Annotated in this window: 18 protein-coding genes; 8 read left to right on the top strand and 10 right to left on the bottom strand. The window is 52.8% G+C overall.

The window, feature by feature from the left end; genetic code table 11:
- Window positions 1–86 precede the first annotated feature (86 nt).
- Window positions 87–1172, top strand: a complete 1086-nt coding sequence (locus NWE93_05415) for a DUF4921 family protein (protein ID MCW3999657.1) — start codon at window positions 87–89, stop codon at window positions 1170–1172.
- A gap of 23 nt (window positions 1173–1195) precedes the next feature.
- Here NWE93_05415 and NWE93_05410 read toward each other — a convergent pair whose 3' ends face one another.
- The 7 genes from NWE93_05410 to NWE93_05380 form a co-directional block, all read right to left on the bottom strand.
- Window positions 1196–2077 carry an ARMT1-like domain-containing protein gene (locus NWE93_05410; protein ID MCW3999656.1) on the bottom strand — a complete coding sequence of 294 codons (882 nt, stop codon included), beginning with the start codon at window positions 2075–2077 and terminating at the stop codon, window positions 1196–1198.
- Window positions 2078–2092: 15 nt separating this feature from the next.
- A complete protein-coding gene (tpiA, locus tag NWE93_05405) occupies window positions 2093–2755 on the bottom strand; it encodes a triose-phosphate isomerase (protein MCW3999655.1) in 663 nt (220 codons plus the stop codon).
- Between the two features lie 100 nt (window positions 2756–2855).
- Window positions 2856–4538 carry a CBS domain-containing protein gene (locus NWE93_05400; protein ID MCW3999654.1) on the bottom strand — a complete coding sequence of 561 codons (1683 nt, stop codon included), beginning with the start codon at window positions 4536–4538 and terminating at the stop codon, window positions 2856–2858.
- Window positions 4539–4632: 94 nt separating this feature from the next.
- Window positions 4633–5304 (bottom strand): ribonuclease HII, encoded by a 672-nt coding sequence (gene rnhB / locus NWE93_05395; protein MCW3999653.1) that lies wholly within the window; start codon window positions 5302–5304, stop codon window positions 4633–4635.
- 391 nt (window positions 5305–5695) lie between these two features.
- Complete coding sequence (locus NWE93_05390; GenBank protein MCW3999652.1) at window positions 5696–6448, bottom strand: fibrillarin-like rRNA/tRNA 2'-O-methyltransferase; 753 nt, start codon at window positions 6446–6448, stop codon at window positions 5696–5698.
- The gene (locus NWE93_05385; protein ID MCW3999651.1) at window positions 6378–7844 is read right to left on the bottom strand and encodes a C/D box methylation guide ribonucleoprotein complex aNOP56 subunit; all 1467 of its coding nucleotides are present in this window, start codon (window positions 7842–7844) and stop codon (window positions 6378–6380) included. Before NWE93_05385 ends, NWE93_05390 begins: the two co-directional genes overlap by 71 nt.
- A 43-nt stretch (window positions 7845–7887) precedes the next feature.
- Window positions 7888–8199, bottom strand: coding sequence for a hypothetical protein (locus tag NWE93_05380; protein ID MCW3999650.1), 312 nt, complete (start codon window positions 8197–8199; stop codon window positions 7888–7890).
- Between the two features lie 443 nt (window positions 8200–8642).
- Between NWE93_05380 and NWE93_05375 the strand changes: the two genes are divergently transcribed.
- The 3 genes from NWE93_05375 to NWE93_05365 all read left to right on the top strand — a co-directional run bounded on the left by NWE93_05375 (window position 8643) and on the right by NWE93_05365 (window position 12820).
- Window positions 8643–9455 carry a carbon-nitrogen hydrolase gene (locus NWE93_05375; GenBank protein MCW3999649.1) on the top strand — a complete coding sequence of 271 codons (813 nt, stop codon included), beginning with the start codon at window positions 8643–8645 and terminating at the stop codon, window positions 9453–9455.
- The gene (locus NWE93_05370) at window positions 9448–10494 is read left to right on the top strand and encodes an agmatine deiminase family protein (protein ID MCW3999648.1); all 1047 of its coding nucleotides are present in this window, start codon (window positions 9448–9450) and stop codon (window positions 10492–10494) included. The genes NWE93_05375 and NWE93_05370 overlap by 8 nt, the downstream gene beginning before the upstream one ends.
- A 106-nt stretch (window positions 10495–10600) precedes the next feature.
- Window positions 10601–12820 (top strand): helix-turn-helix domain-containing protein, encoded by a 2220-nt coding sequence (locus NWE93_05365; protein ID MCW3999647.1) that lies wholly within the window; start codon window positions 10601–10603, stop codon window positions 12818–12820.
- Window positions 12821–12822: 2 nt separating this feature from the next.
- Here the strand turns inward: NWE93_05365 and pyrB are convergent, their stop codons facing one another.
- Complete coding sequence (gene pyrB, locus NWE93_05360) at window positions 12823–13743, bottom strand: aspartate carbamoyltransferase (protein MCW3999646.1); 921 nt, start codon at window positions 13741–13743, stop codon at window positions 12823–12825.
- A 193-nt stretch (window positions 13744–13936) separates the two neighbouring features.
- Between pyrB and NWE93_05355 the strand changes: the two genes are divergently transcribed.
- Window positions 13937–14164 carry a hypothetical protein gene (locus NWE93_05355; protein ID MCW3999645.1) on the top strand — a complete coding sequence of 76 codons (228 nt, stop codon included), beginning with the start codon at window positions 13937–13939 and terminating at the stop codon, window positions 14162–14164.
- Here NWE93_05355 and NWE93_05350 read toward each other — a convergent pair.
- Window positions 14161–14538, bottom strand: a complete 378-nt coding sequence (locus tag NWE93_05350; GenBank protein ID MCW3999644.1) for a response regulator — start codon at window positions 14536–14538, stop codon at window positions 14161–14163. The genes NWE93_05355 and NWE93_05350 overlap by 4 nt on opposite strands.
- A gap of 312 nt (window positions 14539–14850) precedes the next feature.
- Between NWE93_05350 and nadA the strand changes: the two genes are divergently transcribed.
- Complete coding sequence (gene nadA / locus NWE93_05345; GenBank protein MCW3999643.1) at window positions 14851–15762, top strand: quinolinate synthase NadA; 912 nt, start codon at window positions 14851–14853, stop codon at window positions 15760–15762.
- Here nadA and nikR read toward each other — a convergent pair.
- Complete coding sequence (gene nikR, locus NWE93_05340; GenBank protein MCW3999642.1) at window positions 15759–16166, bottom strand: nickel-responsive transcriptional regulator NikR; 408 nt, start codon at window positions 16164–16166, stop codon at window positions 15759–15761. The genes nadA and nikR overlap by 4 nt on opposite strands.
- A gap of 70 nt (window positions 16167–16236) precedes the next feature.
- On the opposite strand from nikR, the gene NWE93_05335 reads away from it, so the two are divergent.
- A complete protein-coding gene (locus NWE93_05335) occupies window positions 16237–17127 on the top strand; it encodes an RsmB/NOP family class I SAM-dependent RNA methyltransferase (GenBank protein ID MCW3999641.1) in 891 nt (296 codons plus the stop codon).
- A complete protein-coding gene (locus tag NWE93_05330; protein MCW3999640.1) occupies window positions 17124–17591 on the top strand; it encodes a hypothetical protein in 468 nt (155 codons plus the stop codon). The genes NWE93_05335 and NWE93_05330 overlap by 4 nt, the downstream gene beginning before the upstream one ends.
- The last annotated feature ends 92 nt before the right edge of the window (window positions 17592–17683 follow it).

The raw sequence follows: 17683 nt of genomic DNA, 5'->3' as shown, positions 1-17683 counted from the left end.
CCCAGTCGTTTATGCCACTCAATAGCTAACTGCCCGCTAGTAGCATGCATTTCAGCGGCGAAATATATTTTACGCAAATTACCCCTATGGAGGCGAATTTAGAAACGCCTAAATCATGGGCGTCCTGTTCTATCTTGATTTGTATGCCCTACAACGAGCTTCGCAAAGATTACCTTCTCGACCGCTGGGTCGTCATCGCCACTGAACGTGCAAAACGCCCCATCGATTTAGCCAAGCCGCATCCGCCAGCGACCAAAAACTCCACGTGCCCCATGTGCGTAGGAAACGAGCACATGACGCCGCCTGCCGTTCTGCTTATCAAAAAAGAAAACGGAGAAGTAACTCGTAGCCAAGACCCGCAAGGTGGAGAGCGCCCCAAGGATTGGCTGGTCCGCGTTATCCCCAATCTCTACCCGGCATTCACCCCACCCCAGCAGCTGGCGGATACTGAGCAGGTTTTCCAGGGCAACGATTTCGGCTACGCCATCGGACACCATGAAGTCGTTATTGAAACCCCCGTCCACGGCGAGGAACCCTCCACTGCTCCCCTTTCTCAGGTCGAACTTATCTTGGGCGCCTACATCGACCGTTTCCGAGAGCTCAGCGCCAAAAGCTACGTGGCGTACGTGTCGATTTTCCGCAACTACGGCTTAGAAGCAGGGGCATCGATGACTCATGCGCACAGCCAAATCATCGCCACCCCGATGGTTCCCAAGTGCATCGCTGAGGAGCAGAAAGCCCTCCAAGCCTACCGCAAAGAGCAGGGCAGATGCCTCTTCTGCGACATCATAGCGCGTGAAGCGAAGGGTCCGCGGCTGATTTTTGAGAACAGCGACTTCGTGGTTTTTGCACCCTACGCCAGCATTAACCCGATGGAGTTCTGGATAGCCCCCAAACGCCACAGCGCCAACATCGCCGACCTCACCGCAGACGAAATCAAGACGCTTGCGCAGACCCTAAAAACCAGTCTTGCAGCCCTGAAAAGCCTCCTAAACGATCCACCCTACAACTACGGCATCCACCAAACCATCAGGGGCGACTACCACTGGCACCTCGAAGTCTACCCGAAACTGGCTACGTGGGCGGGCTTCGAGAAGAGCACTGGCATCTACATCAACACGGTGCCGCCTGAAGCCGCCGCGGAGAGCCTGAAAAAAGCGGTTGCACCCTAAGCGTAAAATTCAGCAAAAATGGGTTAGGGGAGTAGTTTGGCTACGTTTTTGTCTCTGGGCACAGCGAAGTAGTTGGCAACGGGTACGCATTTGGTGCGCAACAGCAGCAGATGCGGTTTGGTGAGTTGGTATTCAGTGAGGGTTTCCGCATATCCCATGCCTTTGGCAAAAACAAGCTCTGCCTGATCGTAGGCCTTAAGAAACTCCGCGGAGGCCTCCTTTTTCTGTAGCCCCACTGCGTCGCAGCCGGTGGTGATGACTTCGTCGGCGATTTTATCCATGTTACTGACTTCAGCGTCTTCCATTGTGGCGTCGTTGATGACGGGGCCGCCTTTCACAACGTAGGTGACTTTAAGCCCCATGTTCTTAAGCTGCTCCACCAGCAGGGTGTCGAAAACAATTTCGCCCGCGTTATCCGCCAGATACAGCACAGCCTGCGCCTTCTTTGCCAACTCGTAGGCTTTGTCGATGTCGTCTATGACAAGGTCCTTAGCGGCTTCCCGCATAACCGTCGAGAGGCTATTGAGCGTGAACTTGTGGCCGGGAACATCAAACTCCATAATGTTGCCGACGATGGCGCAGAGGCAGGCTTTTTTGAAGCGGTCCTGCTGGCTGTAGCCTGACTCCACAAACTTTTTGGCGCGGGGCAGCAGCTTGAGGGCTTTCTCGTTGGCTAGCTTCTTGTTGAATTTGTAGGGGTCATCGCAGCCCGTGAGTTTACGGATGATGCGGTCTCGTTTTGTTCCGATTTCCGCGGCGTTGGAGGTCGGCTTGAATTCGTGGTTCAGGAGCTTGGTGATTTCGGCTATGCAGCGGAACCGCAGGGCAGGGTTGGTGGTGGCCTGGTAGGTTTGGATTGTTGCCCGGCTAAGCAGGCAGGATTCGCATTCTGGTTCAACCTTCAAGCGATTCACGCGGATTTACTGTTTAGTAGCTTGGCCAAACGAGCACAGCACGCTGTAGGGGTCTTTGGCTTTCACGATGCCGCTTGCAACCAAGACGCCTTTTGTGCCGAGTTTGAGGGCAATGGAGACATCTTCAGCTGTGCCTATTCCTGCGCCGCACAGAATCGTCATGGCGGGGTTAACTTTATGGACGAGTTTGACGGTGTCAGTTATGATTTCAGGCTGAGCTTTGGAAACAGAAATGCCGCTGCCGATGAGTTCAGGTGGCTCCATCGAGGTTATGTCGGGCGATAAAGCCGCAACTGAGGCGCTGACTTGGGGGTTGTTGGCGCAGACACAGGAAATTAAGCCCTTGGCTCGGCAAAGAGTAACCGTCGCGTCTATGTCTATGAGGCGCAGCTGACGCTCGGAGTGATTAATCAGGGTGCCCACGGCGCCTGCTTCCTTGATGGCTTCTGCCAGCACGTGGCCTGTGCTGCTGCCGGGTTTTATGGGGTCGATGTGCTGGGCGAAAACCGGAATCTCTACTTCAGCGGCGATTTTGGCAAGGTCAGTAAGCTGCGGCGCCACAACGATGCATGCGCCGGTTTCCTTGGCGGCCTTCTCTGCCTGTTTTGCCAGTTGCAGCGCATGGACGCCGGTTGATTCAAGGTAGGTTTTAAAATTAACGATTATCATGGGAGTTTGCGGGTTCAACGCTTGATTCCTCAGCTATGCCTTGGGTTGGTTTGCTAATAATTCTTTGCCTTTAAAAAGTCGCAATGAATGATGTAGGGGCCTAGGTTGCTTTGGCTTTCATCTGCACCGCGGCTTTTTTGGCGGCTTCCTCAGTAAGCATCCCTATGAGCTGCCCATTTTTAACCATCGCTGCACGTTTAAAGCCCTTTTTAGTCATCATCTTCATAGCCGTAACCATCGATTCATCCTGTTCCAGGATTATCAATGGCGTGTAGTCAAGGTCTTTTATGCGGGTCCTCTGGGGATCATGATGTTTCTCGATGATGCCCCTTAGCACCTCGCGGTCACTGAGAACTCCCAGCGGCTCACTGTTCTTAACTATCAGGATGGTGGTTACGTTGTTCTGCAGCATCCTATCCACGCTGTCAGCTATGGTGGCATCGGCTTCCAGCTCCACCTGAGGCAGCTTGGTTCCCGCTTGGCTGCTGATTTCGGTTATGTCTATGCCGCGTTTCCAGATGTCGTCGAGCATTTCGCTTACCCGCTCGATTTGGCTGGGGTCTGTGCTGTAGAAGGTGTCCACTAAGTAGAAGGCGGATTCGACGCCAAAGTCGCTTAGCGGCGGCATCTTAAACATGAAGAGGTGTTTGCCATCCACCAGCATCATGGTTAGGTAGCTGATGGGGACATGTTTGACCTCGTAGTTCTTAGCTAGCTTCTGGGCGGGCTCAAGGTTATCTAAATCGATGGATGCCATTAAACGGACATTGAGGCCTTTCTTGAAGTATTCAAGCAGCGGGTCATCCTCAGCGAAGCGATTGATACTCTGCGAAGACGTGATTATGACCACATCTTCTTTAGCCATGTCTAGAACCTTGGTGACTTTCTGCCATGCCTCATCAGGATCCTTAATCACCACGGTTTCGCCGATGGGGACACCGCTTTTCAGTTCATCGATGCGCCTTTCCGCTTCGATACCGCTCTGCCACATCTGCACAAAGAACGCTTTGAGAACTGAAATGAACATTTTGTCGTTAATCCAGAGGCCCTCATCTTCGAGGTTAAGCACGGAGGCTTCGTTGCCGAAGGGCGCATACAGGATAGCTTCTTCCTCGTCTTTTATGAGGAAACGGGGAAAGAACTTGGAGTTCATGGTGACGTGACGGAGTTTAATGTTGAGACTGTCATCGCTGATGTTTCGATCGATGCGTTCTACCACTTTGTAGTTATCCATGGAGATGTCGGTGATGATTTGGACCTGCACGTTGCGGTCCTGCGAGGGCGCGATGGCGGCGTCGAAAATGCCGGCGATGTCCTCCTGGATTATACCCAGCGCCGTCGTGAGGACGATGACTTCGGATTTTGATTCCTCAATCATGTTAAGCATTTTTGAATGGATTTTCTTTTTACCCGTTATAATGGAGAATTTTGCGACGGGGTACTCAGATTCGGGTGCGCTGATGGATTGCCAGGCGGTGAGCAGGTTCTGTTTCTGCTCGCTTAGGTTGGTAACCTCGTTTTTTTTGGCAGTGATAAAGTTGTCTACTAACGCTGAGAAGGGCACGATGGTGAATCGGGTTGGTCGCTCAAGGGTGGCTTCAATGAAGCCCTTTTCCTGGAGTTTCTTGAAGGTACGGTATGCCTGCACACGCTCCATCTTTAGGCGCTTAGCCACGAAGCTTGTGGATTGCACGCCGCTCTTGGCGAGGAACATGTAAACTTGGATTTCCCGCTTCGATAAACCCAGAATCTGAAGGAACCTAGTTACGTCTTTTTCACTCATCGATTTTCCGCCGTAAAACCAGCTGTTTCAATCATTAAGTAAGTTAACCATCTTTATAAATTGTAGCCTTTTTGACGCTACAAAACACAATAATTTAAGCTTGCCCAAGCTTTTTTTGACTAAACCCAAACTCAGCCTTCACCCGCCTAGCAGGCTCCCAAGATTTGCGAACACAACTCGGATAGAAGCCCCCATTCTCAGTTAGGAGCTTCCTCAGGAAACCCAGGATTTTTTCGTCGGTGAGGTAGCCGCTGCCGAAGTCGCCGTACTTTGCTCTGAGCAACTCGATTTCGCGGTCGCGTTCCACCTTGGCGATGATGGAGGCGGCGGACACCACGGGGAAGGTACGGTCAGCTTTATGCTGGGATATAATGGAGGTTTTTGTGGTTAAGCACTCTTGGATGTGGAGGCCAAAGCGTTCAGCAATCACGTCTGCTGCGTCAACGTATGCCTCGTCGGGTTTGAGTTCCTCAAGGATTTCTGCCATGGTTTGGGCTTCGAGGCGGTTGAGTTTGTAGAGGGTTTTGGTGCTGCGGACGGCTTTGTCGATGCGGTAGGGCAAAACCTTGACGACGTGGTGGCGCTGTGTTAGTTTGAGGATTTCGGGGTAGAGGGCTTCACGCTTTTTGGGGGTGAGCAGCTTGGAGTCCTTGACGCCTAGCGCCGTTAGCTGCGTAAGGTTATCGGAGTGCACGGCGACGCCAGCTACCACTAAGGGGCCAATCACGCATCCCCGGCCTGCCTCGTCGACTCCCGCAACCAACATCACCTTCACATCCTACGATGGCTTTGGAATTCCAACCTATAATGCTTTCCAAAATCAGCGTTGTTAGCCTATAGCATGGCGATTCTACTGAAATGATTGTGCTCTATCAACGCTATCCCCCCCTTCTTAGAGACATAGCGGCAGCTGCTGATCCACCGCCTTCTCCCCATCCTATCAGTAAACCAATTTTTTGTTGTTCTGCTTGTGGTTTGCTCCACAACCAATCTGCAATATGCCCCAGCGCCCGACGCCGAAACGGGTTGTTTTACTCAATCCGCAGGTTGTTGTTGTGTAAAGAGGGATCATCCACAACAACTAAACAAAAACAGTATTCTTAACCTGCCATAAATAGGCTGATTTTCCCAAAAAAGAGGTTTGCCGTCTTGGCGCGCTAGGTTTTCTGCGCCACAATCATGGCATGCGCCTTATCGTAGGGGTCCAGCGGCACGATTTCCTTCACGTCAAAACCCCGTTTACGCAGCACGCCGGCTTCCTGTTTGTAGACTGCTTCAGGCGCCATAGTGACGTCGATGCTTTGGGATTTGCAGGCAAGCATAATCCATCCTTCATCTTTAAGGAAAGCATCGGCGTTGTCGGCGAGCAGCTTTGCCTGTTCAGGCTGCGCCACATCGCAGTAGACGGTGTCCACTTTACCCGGGATAAACATGGCGTAGCGTTCGGGCATTCGCGCGTCCTCAAGCATAGGCGTTATGTTATTGCGGTAAGCGGCGACGTTGTTAACTAAATCGCGCAGGCTGCGCTGGGCGAACTCGACGCAGTACACATGCCCCGTTTCCCCCACGATGTCGCTGACGTGGCTGGGGGTAGTTCCCGAAGCCGCGCCCAAATAAAGCACCTTAAAACCGGGTTGAATGGGGACGTTCTGGACGCCCTTGATTATGGCGCCTGCAAGCTTGCTGCGGAAAGCATCCCAGACGCGGTATTCTACACGTCTGTATTTGACGAGGCGCTCACCGTAGACGTTGCGGCCTGGCGTAAGGTTTTTGGTTCCTAGCCGCTTGGCGCCGTCTTCAAGCAAGATTTGGTAGATTTCACTGAATTTATCGTTGGGTTTAACTCTGACGGGCACGCTTGTCTCTCCACTGCTTGCGCCTACGTTTGCCGCCTTTAGGTGGACCCGCATGTGGAGGTTTCGGCGTGAGTGGGCGCTGTTGGTTATCTTTAGGCGCTCCTTCCGTCTGAGGAACCTCTGGGGTTTGGCGGATGGGTTGGTTTTGTCCCTCTCGAGAAGGCACACGATATGAGAAGCGGTGCTCGCCCCCTTCAGAACGTCTGTCTCTGCCGCGGTCAAATCGGCGTTCTCCGCTGCGTCGGCGGTCAAAACCTCCTTCCCGTGGCGGTCTTGGTGCAGCTTCTTTTGGCGGCGGTGGCTCTTTGTATTTCTCGTGGATTTCCTCTATACGCTTGTTAATCTCTGCTTTCAAGTCGTCGCCTATGTAGTGTCCTTGACCGAACATGTCGGCGCGTGCGGCTATGGCAAGTTTGCCCGCGATGACCCGCGCGATCTTTCCCCGCTGCCAACGCTTCGCATCATGCAGTAGCGTATGCTGGAAAATCAATCCGTGCTTGGGGGGTCGCGCGCCAGTTTTCAGTGAGCGGAAAAGAGCTTTCTCTGCGCCGAGAACCTGAATGGTGCTTGCGGGACGCATCGCAAGATTCTGCAGGCTGCCTGCAAGCGAGATTAGGCGTGCCCCAAGAAGTGCCCCAGCGACTGCTCGGACGTTAGGCGCCATCTCCTCCATGGTGCGGTCCACGTAGTCCTCCATGCTCTTGCGCAGTTCATAGAATGCCAGCACATCTTTAGCTAAGGCTTGAACCTGCACCAAATCTGCGCCGCCAACATCTGCGCCCATGGAGTTCTCCGCGGCTTTGATGATGTTCTCTGCGCGGTCCTTGGGGATGTTTTCTGCATCTAATGCGTCTTGGGTGTAGCTTTCTTTGTCGCCTATGTTCATGACGAGGCGAGCGTAGGTCTCGTGTTTCTCTACGAGGCGATCAAGCTCGGGGAAGTAGACGCCATACCACTCGCGGAGCCTGCCCATAAAGAGGTTAACGGTCTGGTCGAGGCTGTCGAGGGTTTGGATGCCCTGCGAAACGATGAGGTCACGTTTCATGGTTGCGCCCTTAATGCGGAGCTTGCTGAGTTCCATGGCGACGTTACGGTTCCACACGCCTAACTCGGATTCGTCGACGGCGAAACCTGCCTCCAACGCAACTTCGCTCATGCGTCCATTCAGGACGGCTGCTTCCGCGGGCTTGGTTACTTCGGTTGATACTTCGAGTTTGCGGTGTGCCTCCTGAGCGAGGGCGGCATCTGCAAAGACATACACGTCGTAGCCAGCGTTTTTGAGCAGTGAAATTAGCGAGGTGGTTTGGTCGCTGAGTTTTCCCTGTTCAGCGCGTAGCAGGCTCTTGGCTGCCGCCTGCGGTTTTTTGGGAAAAAGCGCTTTTTCGACAAGCTGGTTTTTGTCGTCGAATGCTGCGACGCCGAAGGGAAACTGTACAATGAATGCTTTCATATCTCTATGCCCCAGTAAACGTATGTATTGTCAACGCCTTTAGTTAATAAATAGTTTCTTTGCCAGCGGCGATGTTGATGTAGGGGTAGGGATATAGGAGTTCGCCTGAGAGGTAGAGGATGCGTTTGTTTCTGCGTTGCCAGAGGTAGGCGTAAGTAGCAGGCACAAAAATCTCCGCGATTATTATGGGTGTAAAGAAATTAAAGACAAACAAATAAGCATGTAACTCCTCAAAGGCGAAGGCGCTTAAAGCAAGAATAATAAGCAGACTACCTATAAGTGCGAAAACCAAAAACAAAGATAGCAGTTTAGGCGGATTTGGCTTATAGCTGCCTTGTGCTTGGAGAATTCGCATTTTCCTCTTTTCCTTCAAGAAGGCAACTGAAGACCACAAGGCCAGCCCCGCAGCGAACAGGGCAACGGAATAAGAAAAAGCCGCTGGTGAATTAGCGCCATTCAAAAAAGCCAATATTGGAAATGCCAAATATAGCAGCCTGTTATTTGCGTTTAAGCGAGTGTACTTTTGGATATTTGCTATTTTTCGGTGCCTCAGTACAGTTAGCGTCTGCTTTGTTTTATAATTTGCTATTGCTTGAAAATTATGCATGAAATACACCGATTTCTAAAAGCCGCAGGGTTGCAGGAACCTTTTTTCTTTGAGTATGCTTCAAAAAAGTTAATACGGCGCAGGTAATAGTTCAAACCAAGGATGGAACCCAAATAGCCAACTTAAACCCCCCCAAAACCGTCACAGTCGCCTTAATCCAAACCGCAGCCTCAGAAAACATAGCGGAGAACATGCACAAGACCCTGCGCATGATCGAGCAAGCCGCCCATCAAGGCGCCCAAATCATCTGCCTGCAGGAACTCTACCGCACACAGTACTTCCCCCAAGAGGAGCACCGTGACGTGGCAGGTTTGGCGGAGACCATTCCCGGCGAATCCACCGATGCCCTATGCAAACTGGCAAAGCAGCATGGCGTCGTCATTGTTGCGCCGCTTTTTGAGAAGGGCAGCGACGGCAAATTCTACAATTCCGCCGCAGTCATCGGCGTCGACGGCAAAATACTTGGGGTTTACCGTAAAATCCACGTGCCCTACGACCCATATTTTTACGAGAAGAACTATTTTGAAGCGGGCACTGAGCCCTACCGGGTCTACGATGTGGGCTGCGCCAAAATCGGGGTGCTCATCTGCTATGACCAGTGGTTCCCCGAAGCCGCCCGCATCAATACGTTGCAGGGCGCGGAAATCCTCCTCTATCCCACGGCAATCGGCTACGTCAAAGGTTATACGTCGGCGGACGGCGACTGGCATGATGCATGGCGAACCGTGCAGCGCAGCCACGCCATCGCAAACGGGGTGCATGTGGCGGCGGTGAACCGCGTCGGCGAGGAAGGCGAGTTGGAGTTTTGGGGCGGCAGCTTTGTCTGTGACGCATTCGGCAAGGTTCTCGCAGAAGCCAGCACAACCCAGGAGGAAGTGCTAATCGTCAAGGTTGATTTGGCTATGAATCGGCAGATCCAGGAGGGCTGGGGTTTTCTGCGAAACCGCCGCCCCGACATCTACCAGAAACTCACCGAGAAGCAGGCGGATACCAACGATGAATAGCCCAAATGAATGCCGCAAACTGGGCTTCTACATGCCCGCCGAGTGGCAGCGCCACGACGCGATTTGGCTGGCTTGGCCCTATGACCCCACAACTTTCCCCGACCGCGTCGAGAAGGTGGAAGCTACCTACGTGCAGATCGTTGGGGAAATCCATGAAAGCGAGCACGTGAACCTCTTTGTCATAGATGAACCTACCAAGAAAAAGGTCCTCCGCCTCTTTCAGGCCGCAGGAATCGACCTCTCCAAAGTAGATATCTACGTCACGGATTATGCGGATGTGTGGTTCCGCGACTACGGCCCGATCTTTGTCCGCAACCCCCGCCACGAGCTAGCAATGATTCATTGGGACTTTAACAGCTGGGGCGAAAAATATGAGACGCTGCTAAAAGACAAAGAAATCCCTGCATTCATCAACCAAAAAATGAAGCTGCGCTGTTTTAGGCCCGGCATCGTTTTGGAGGGCGGCAGCATAGACGTCAACGGCGAAGGCACCCTGCTTACGACTGAGCAGTGCCTGCTAAACAGCAACCGCAACCCTGACCTGACTAAAGAGCGAATCGAGCAGTACCTCTCCGATTTTCTGGGCGTCACCCACTTCATCTGGCTTAAACGCGGCATCCTCGGTGACGACACCGACGGGCACATAGATGATTTGGCAAGGTTCGTCGATCCGCGCACTGTGGTCTGTGCCTACCAAGATGACGCCGGCGAAGCGGATTTTGGGGCTCTGCAGGAAAACTATGCGGTTCTCTGCGATGCCACTGACCAGGACGGCCACAAACTCCGCGTCATCAAGCTGCCAATGCCTAAAGTCGTCAGCGACGAAGGCGAACAGTTACCCGCCAGCTACACCAACTTCTACATCGGCAACACCAAAGTGCTGGTGCCCGTCTTTGATGACCCCAACGATGAAAAGGCGCTGGCGATTCTGCAGGAGATGTTTCCCACCCGCAAAGTCGTCGGCATATGCTGCAAGGACCTCGTCTACGGTTTTGGTACCCTGCACTGCATCAGCCAGCAGCAGCCCTGCCCCGCCTGAACGTCAAACACCACAGCGTTAGCCGTGTTTTTTCGTTAAGTTTAAACTCTCCAGTGGAATAATAGGTAGAGCACCACACATTTGGGCGCAAAGGGAGAGACAGCTTATGGTTAATGCTCAGCCAACTCGCAGCCGCGGCGTCAAGGTTCTTAAAGCCGTATCCTCACCGATGCGTCTGCAGATTCTAAATTGGCTCTTTGACAAAAGCGCCCTCAGCTACAGCGAACTTATGGCGCAGCTCAAGATGAATCCCAGCCGAGACGCAGGCAGATTCGCTTATCACCTCAAGTTTCTCCTTAAAGCCGGGTTGGTGGAGGCGGATGTGGAATCCAAAAAGTATTACCTTACTGACCTTGGCAAGATGGTTTTGGATGTGGCGGACCGCGTTGAAAAGAAAGCCGTCAAGCCTAAAGGTATGCTTGTGCGGACTTCGCATCTGACGTTGGAGGAGTTTGACGCCAACAAAATCGCTAATTCCCTCATCAAAGAAGCCAAGGTGCCTGCGGAGTTGGCGCAGAAAGCCGCTAAAGAAACCGAGAAGCGATTGGTGAAATCCAAAACCAAGTATCTTACTGCTTCACTTATCCGCGAAGTCGTGAACGGTATCCTCGTCGAGAAGGGCTATGAGGACTACCGCCATAAACTCACGCGTGTGGGGATGCCTGTGCATGAAGTTACCGTCCTGATTGAGTCCCGAGACGCCGACCTCGATTGCAGCGTTGCCATCAGCCGCGCGGGGCAAGCAGTGATAAGCGAGTATACCCTGCTTAACATTTTTCCACGCGACATCTCTGATGCGCATCTGAGCGGCGCCATCCACATCGACAGCCTCGGCACATGGCTGCTTAAACCCAGCGAAGTCGTGCATGAACTGCGCTACTTCTTTGTACACGGTATCCAACCCGACGTTGCCCAGCAGGCCCAGATGGCGCCTCCCACCGACTTCAAATCTGCCCTCTGCACCGCCTTCAACGTGCTCTTGCATGCCAGCCGAGAAACCAGCCGCAGCCAAGCCTTCAACTACTTCAACCTCTCGCTGGCGCCATTCGCGAGGGGTAATGACGTAGCCAAACTTAAAGAGAACCTGCGGCTCTTCATACTTAACCTCAACCAGCATGTCGATGCAGCCTTGGGGTTGGAGCTGGATGTTTCTAAGTCCACCGCGGAGAAAGAAGCCTTCGGTCCAGCTGGCAAATCAGTGGGTAAATACGGCGACTACGCGGTGGAGAGCCGCCTTTTAGCGTCCCTGATTTTGGATGTTTTTCTTGAGGAGAACGCCAAAAAACCGTTGCTTAACCCCAAACTCATCATACGAGTCACCCCCAGCGCCTTCGAAGACGAAGCCGCCCGTGTGCTGCTGCTTAAAGCTCACAGGTTGGCGGCGCAGGGCGGAGCCCCCTACTTTGCTAACCTAACCAAAAGGGACGCGGAGAACTGGGCTTACTCGTCTTCAGGCGTTAAATTCTCATCTGACCTCACAGGCGACTGGGAAACCGACACGTTGCGCACCGGCTGCCTTGGCTGCGTCACCATCAATTTGCCCCGCATCGTTTTGGAATGCGAGGGCGACAAAAACAAGTTCCTCGACATCTTCAAGGAGCGCTTTGAGCTTTCCGCCCGCGCCTTAGGCATCAAGAACAACGCGCTTAAGCAATTCGGCAAAAACTCGCTTCCGTTTCTGCTCCAGAAATCCAACGGAGACGTGTACTTCCGCTTGGAGCATTGCTCGCGTATCGTGAATTTGGCGGGGTTCTGTGAAGCCGCTGAAGCCTTCACGGGCAAAGCCATCAGTGCCCCGGAGACCCGCCAGTTCGCCGAGGAAGTCATCGCTGGACTGCTTGCGTTTCGGCAGAAGCTGGGCAGAAAATACGGCAAACGCCTCTACCCCGCCATCTTGGGCAACCGCGAAGCCGCCGAGCGCCTTGCACAATTGGATATTGAACGCTTCGGCGTAGCCAAAGTCAAGTTTTCAGGCACCCGCGACAAACCCTACTACAGCACGCTTAAGCGCCTCCAAATCAAGCCTGCCCCGACCCTGCTTGCTCCCGTCGGCACCGTGGAGAATGCGCAGCTCACCAAGGGCCTTTTAGGCGGAGGCAGCCTTGACATTCTCGAATTGGAGGGCGACGGCGAATACAGCGCAGATGCCCTTCTGGATTTAACGAAGCGAATCATCGACAACCAAGCCAGCGAATTCTTCAGCTATAACCGCGCGGTAAGCTTCTGTGGCAACTGCAAGAAAAACTACTTTGGCACCCTGCATAAATGCCCATCTTGCGGCTCCATGAGCAACCTAACCGCATTCGACCGATTCAACTCAACTTAGGTTTATTCAACCGCACCCAGCACCAGTGAGAGCAGTGCCATCCGCACCACGATGCCGTTCCAGACCTGCTGGAAGTAGCGTGCCTGCGGCGTCGCGTCCACTTCGGGGGCGATTTCGTCCACGCGGGGCAGCGGATGCAGAATTATGAGGTCTTTTTTGGCGTTTTCCAGCGTTTTGAGGTCAATGCGGTAGGCGCCTTTGACTTTGGCGTATTCCCGCGCGTCGGGGAAACGTTCCCGCTGTATCCGCGTCACATAGAGCACGTCGATCTGGGGGATAATGGCGTCTAAGTCCGCGTTTTCGGTGACTGGGATTTTATTTTTTATGCTGGAAAGCACATCTTTGCGCATCCGCAGCGACTCCGGCGACACCAAATAGAGCTCCACGTCGTAGAGCGCCAGCGCATACGCCAACGAATGCACCGTCCGCCCATAGCGCAAGTCGCCCACGAAAGCCACCTTTAACCCATCGATTTTGCCCCTTTCTTTACGCATCGTGTAGAGGTCGATGAGGGCCTGCGTGGGATGCTCCTCAGCGCCGGTGCCCGCGTTGATGATGGGAACCTTGCTGAATTCCGCCGCCAACTTCGCCGCGCCCTCAAGGCTATGCCGCAGCGCAATCGCATCAGCATAGTTCTCCACTGTGCGTATGGTGTCAGCGAGGTTCTCGCCTTTGCGCGCCGAGGTCAAATCGGGTTCGGCAAAGCCGATGTAGCCGCCGCCCAGTTTGAGCATGGCGGTTTCAAAGCTTAACCGGGTGCGGGTGCTGGGTTCAAAGAAGAGAGTTGCCAGGATTTTGCCTTTAAGCAGATCTGAGCCGCCCTTCGCGTAGGGCTCCATAGTTTTGGTTACGTCGAGGATGTGGTTGATTTCCTGCTGTGTGAAGTCTTCGATTGAGATTATGTCTCTGCCCTTGAAGGTCAAGATGTGGCACCAAACAAGAAAGCCACCCACAGCTAAATAACAGTTTGTGTAGAAAAGACAGCGCAAACCCGCCTACTGATCCTGTAGTTGCTTGCTTAACCGCCTTGGGCGGAAGGCGGGAAGTTAGAAAAACCTTTTAAGAGTCTTTGACCCGAAGAAGGCTGGGGGAAACATAATCGACCGCAAAGAAGCAGTGGACTTCCTAAAAGAGCTACAGGACATATTCGGTGAAAACCTCGCGGTAGCAGCCACCTGGCTAAATCCCCTGCCCGAAAAAGCTGGTCAGCCGCAACAGTACAGCCTTACCCTAAGCGTGGAACTCAGTCAAGCTGACATGAAAATCCTAACTGAACTCCTGCAGAAGCGTAGGCTTGATATTAAAAACGAGAAGGATTTCTGGGTAATTTTTTCTAACGCCTAACTTGGCGGTTGGGTACAAGCGGTTTTTTCCCGTATGACTTTCAGCAGTAACTTCAAGTTCACTGGCTTAGCAAACATCGCATCGGAGCCGCATTCGATGGCTTCAATCGCGCTTTCCACGGTGGGAAAATCGTTTAGAACTATGGTTAAGGCGTTGGGAAGGGACTGCTGAGAGAAAACCAGTAGGTCGCGTCCGATGGTTGCGGGGTGGCTAAAGCTCATCAGCACGCAGTCGTAGCTGTTATGCTGCAGAAGCTCTTGGGCTTGAAGGGGATAGTGGGCTATGCTGACTTGGAAGCCTTCTTTGATGAAGACGTCGCTAAACGATTTTGAGGTCCGCGTATCTGAGTCTACGATTAAAATTTTTTTGCCCAAGCAACTCACCGCCTAACACATCAGCCGTCTTTGGGAAAGAGAATATATTCCTATATTGAAGCTGTCAGGATATAGAGCTTTGTTGTAACATAATGTAGTCACAAGCAGCAACTAGCCGCAGCCAACCCATAGTCCCGCTCCAACACTGACGCGTCTGTGTAGCCGGTCCTATAAAAAATGCTTTGGCCTCTTTACTGTTAAGGAAATCTCTTGTTTTAGGGGGATTTAAGGTGAAAGCGCCACATTGGAAGGTAAAAGATTATATCTCATACTAATCCAGTTTCTCTCCACACACTCTACCTGGTCTGAAACATGGATTTAAAGCAGAAAATCCAAGATCTTAAAAAAGAGAAAAAAGCCATTATACTGGCACATAACTATCAGCGCCCAGAAATCCAAGACATAGCTGACTACGTAGGCGACAGCATAGAGCTCAGCCGCAAAGCCAGCCAAGAAAAAGAAGCCGAACTCATCGTCTTCTGCGCGGTGGACTTCATGGCGGAGTCCGCGGCGATAATTAACCCCTCCAAGAAGGTGCTTCTGCCCTGTCCGGGTGCACGGTGCCCCATGGCGCAGATGCTAACCGTCGACGAAATTAAACGTGCGAAAAAGCAGTATCCAGACGCGCCGGTGGTCCTCTACGTGAATACCCTGGCTGCCTGCAAGGCTGAGGCTGATGTATGCTGCACCAGCGCTAACGCCGTCGAAGTTGTAAATTCACTTAGCGCCCAAACCGTGCTGTTCGGACCCGACAAGAACCTCGCCGAGTACGTGGCGGAGAAAACGGGCAAAACCCTGATTTCCATCCCCGCCAACGGTTTCTGTCCCACGCATCTGCTGTTTCAGCCTGAAGACGTAAAGGTCCTCAAGATGCAGCATCCCAAAGCGGAGGTTATAACACACCCCGAATGCAGCAGGGAGATGCGTGCCAGCTCAGACTTCATCGGCAGCACTTCAAAGATGTGCCGCTACGCCAAAGAATCAGACGCTAAAGAATTCATTGTCGGAACCGAAGAGGGGATTCTGCATCGGCTGCGCAGGGAGAACCCTGACAAGAAATTCTATCTTGCTTACGAAGGCGCCATCTGCCCCAACATGAAACTCACCACGCTTGACAGAGTCTACGCTTCGCTTAAGGAAGAAAAGTATGTGGTTGCGGTTCCTGATGCGGTGGCGGAGAAAGCCCGTGCCTCATTGGAGCGTATGTTTAAGGTGAAGGCTTAAATCGAGACAATCATGGATTTGAGGATTTTTACTCCTCGCCGCGTGGTTAAATCATCGCTGAGGTGACGTATCTCGGAGCCTTTTCCCTTCACCGCTATGACTTCTAAGCAGTCATGTTCGCCGAGGTGAATATGCATCGTGGAGGAGATGAGGTCGGTGTGGTGATGCTGCGAATCGGTTAAATCGCTCTCCAGACCCCGTGTTTCATGATCGTAAATCATCAATATGACGCCTGTTTGGTCTGCTTCTTCTTCCTGCAGCCACTTGCGCTCTGAAACGTAGAGTCTTACGGCGTCTTGGATTGCTTTGCTGCGGCTTTCATAGCCCATTTTTCCGATTATGTCGTCGAAGTCTTTGAGCAAGTCAGGGGGGAAAGTTACGCCTACACGGACAATTTTAGACATTTTGGGTCACTCTGTTAAGATAGCCTCTTTCCCTAAAAGCTTTTAGACACTTCACTGTTACTTTGGGCTGATGTCAGGTAAAGAGTTCTTCCAAAACCGGTACCGCCAATTAGGCTGGATACCTAAAGAGGCTAAGCCCCGCCAAGCCATCCGCATAAACAACCAAAACGCAAAAGGCAAAAACCTCATCGGGCGCCTAGCCACTCTGGGCGTGCAGCTGCAGAAAATCCCCTTCCTCACCGACGGCTACTGGGTTGTGGACTCCAAGGTTTCCGCGGGCGCAACCGCCGAGTACCTGCTGGGGCTCTACTCTATTCAGGAAGCCGCCGCTCAGCTATCCGTCTCGGTGTTTTCGGGTTTAAAGGGCAAAAAGGTGCTTGATTGCGCCGCTGCGCCGGGTGGAAAAACCGTGCAGCTTGCCGATTCAATGGCAAACACCGGCGCCATCATCGCCCTTGACGTTGATAAACGCCGCTTAACCGCGCTTGGTAACCAGCTGGAACGCTGCCACGTCGCCAACACGGTGGTTTACCTCTTGGATGCGCGGCAGGCACCCAGTCTAGGCGTCAAATTCGACAGGGTTCTGCTGGATGCGCCCTGCTCGGGCAACTTTGCCGCAGACAGAAACTGGTTTAGTAACCGCACACTAAAGGATGTGGAACGCAACGCTGCAGTGCAAAAAGAGCTGCTTAAAGCCGCCGCGGAGTGCCTCAGCAGCCAAGGCGAACTCGTTTACTCGACTTGTTCGCTGGAGCCTGAAGAAGACGAGTTAAATATGGATTGGGCAATCCGTAACCTCAATCTATCAATCGAGCCGATTAGCTGTTTTGGAAGCGAAGGTTTGCTGGAGGTCTTCGGCAAGCACCTTGACTCTTCAGTGGCAAATTGCCGCCGCATCTGGCCTGACCAGACCCAGGGCTTTTTTGTCGCTAAACTCAAAAAACGGAGTCCGCAGCCATGAAGGCTAAAGCCATAAAGTCTTTTGCCCAGCGATTCGGCATCCAAATCATCCTGGAAACAGACCTATTAGTGGAGAAGAACGGGCGCTTCTACCTCGTCAACGCCAACCTCAAACCGCTGCTAAAAGACAGCTTCTTTGTCGCCGGCCTCTACTTGGGCAAAGCCAAAGAGGGCAAGTTTTTCCCCAGCTTCAACCTCCTCTCCATGTTAGCTGCGCAGGGCGGTAACCGCGTGGTTGTGGATTCGAGGACGGCTTGGCTTTTCATCTGCGGCAGGGACGTTTTTGTCAAGGGCGTATTGAAGGTGTTTGGGTCCACTCGGAAGGGTGAGGCAACTTTGGTGCTTAACGAGTTTGGGGAGTGCTTAGGGTTTGGCATGGTGATGGCTGGTTTTGGCGGTGCTGAGGGGGAGGTTGCGGTGCGTAATGTGGTGGATGTTGGCGATTTTCTGCGTCGGGAGAAGTAGGGTTGCGGGTTGGACAGTTGTCGGGTTTTTTTGTTGGTTCTTGGATGTTTTGTTTGCGGCTTGGGTGACTGGCTGACTTCATGAACAGTTAT

The sequence above is a fragment of the Candidatus Bathyarchaeota archaeon genome (assembly GCA_026014735.1).
In the GTDB taxonomy this organism is placed as follows: domain Archaea; phylum Thermoproteota; class Bathyarchaeia; order Bathyarchaeales; family Bathycorpusculaceae; genus Bathycorpusculum.
Note: the sequence above shows the minus strand (reverse complement) of the source record. Positions and strands in the feature narration are given on the sequence as shown.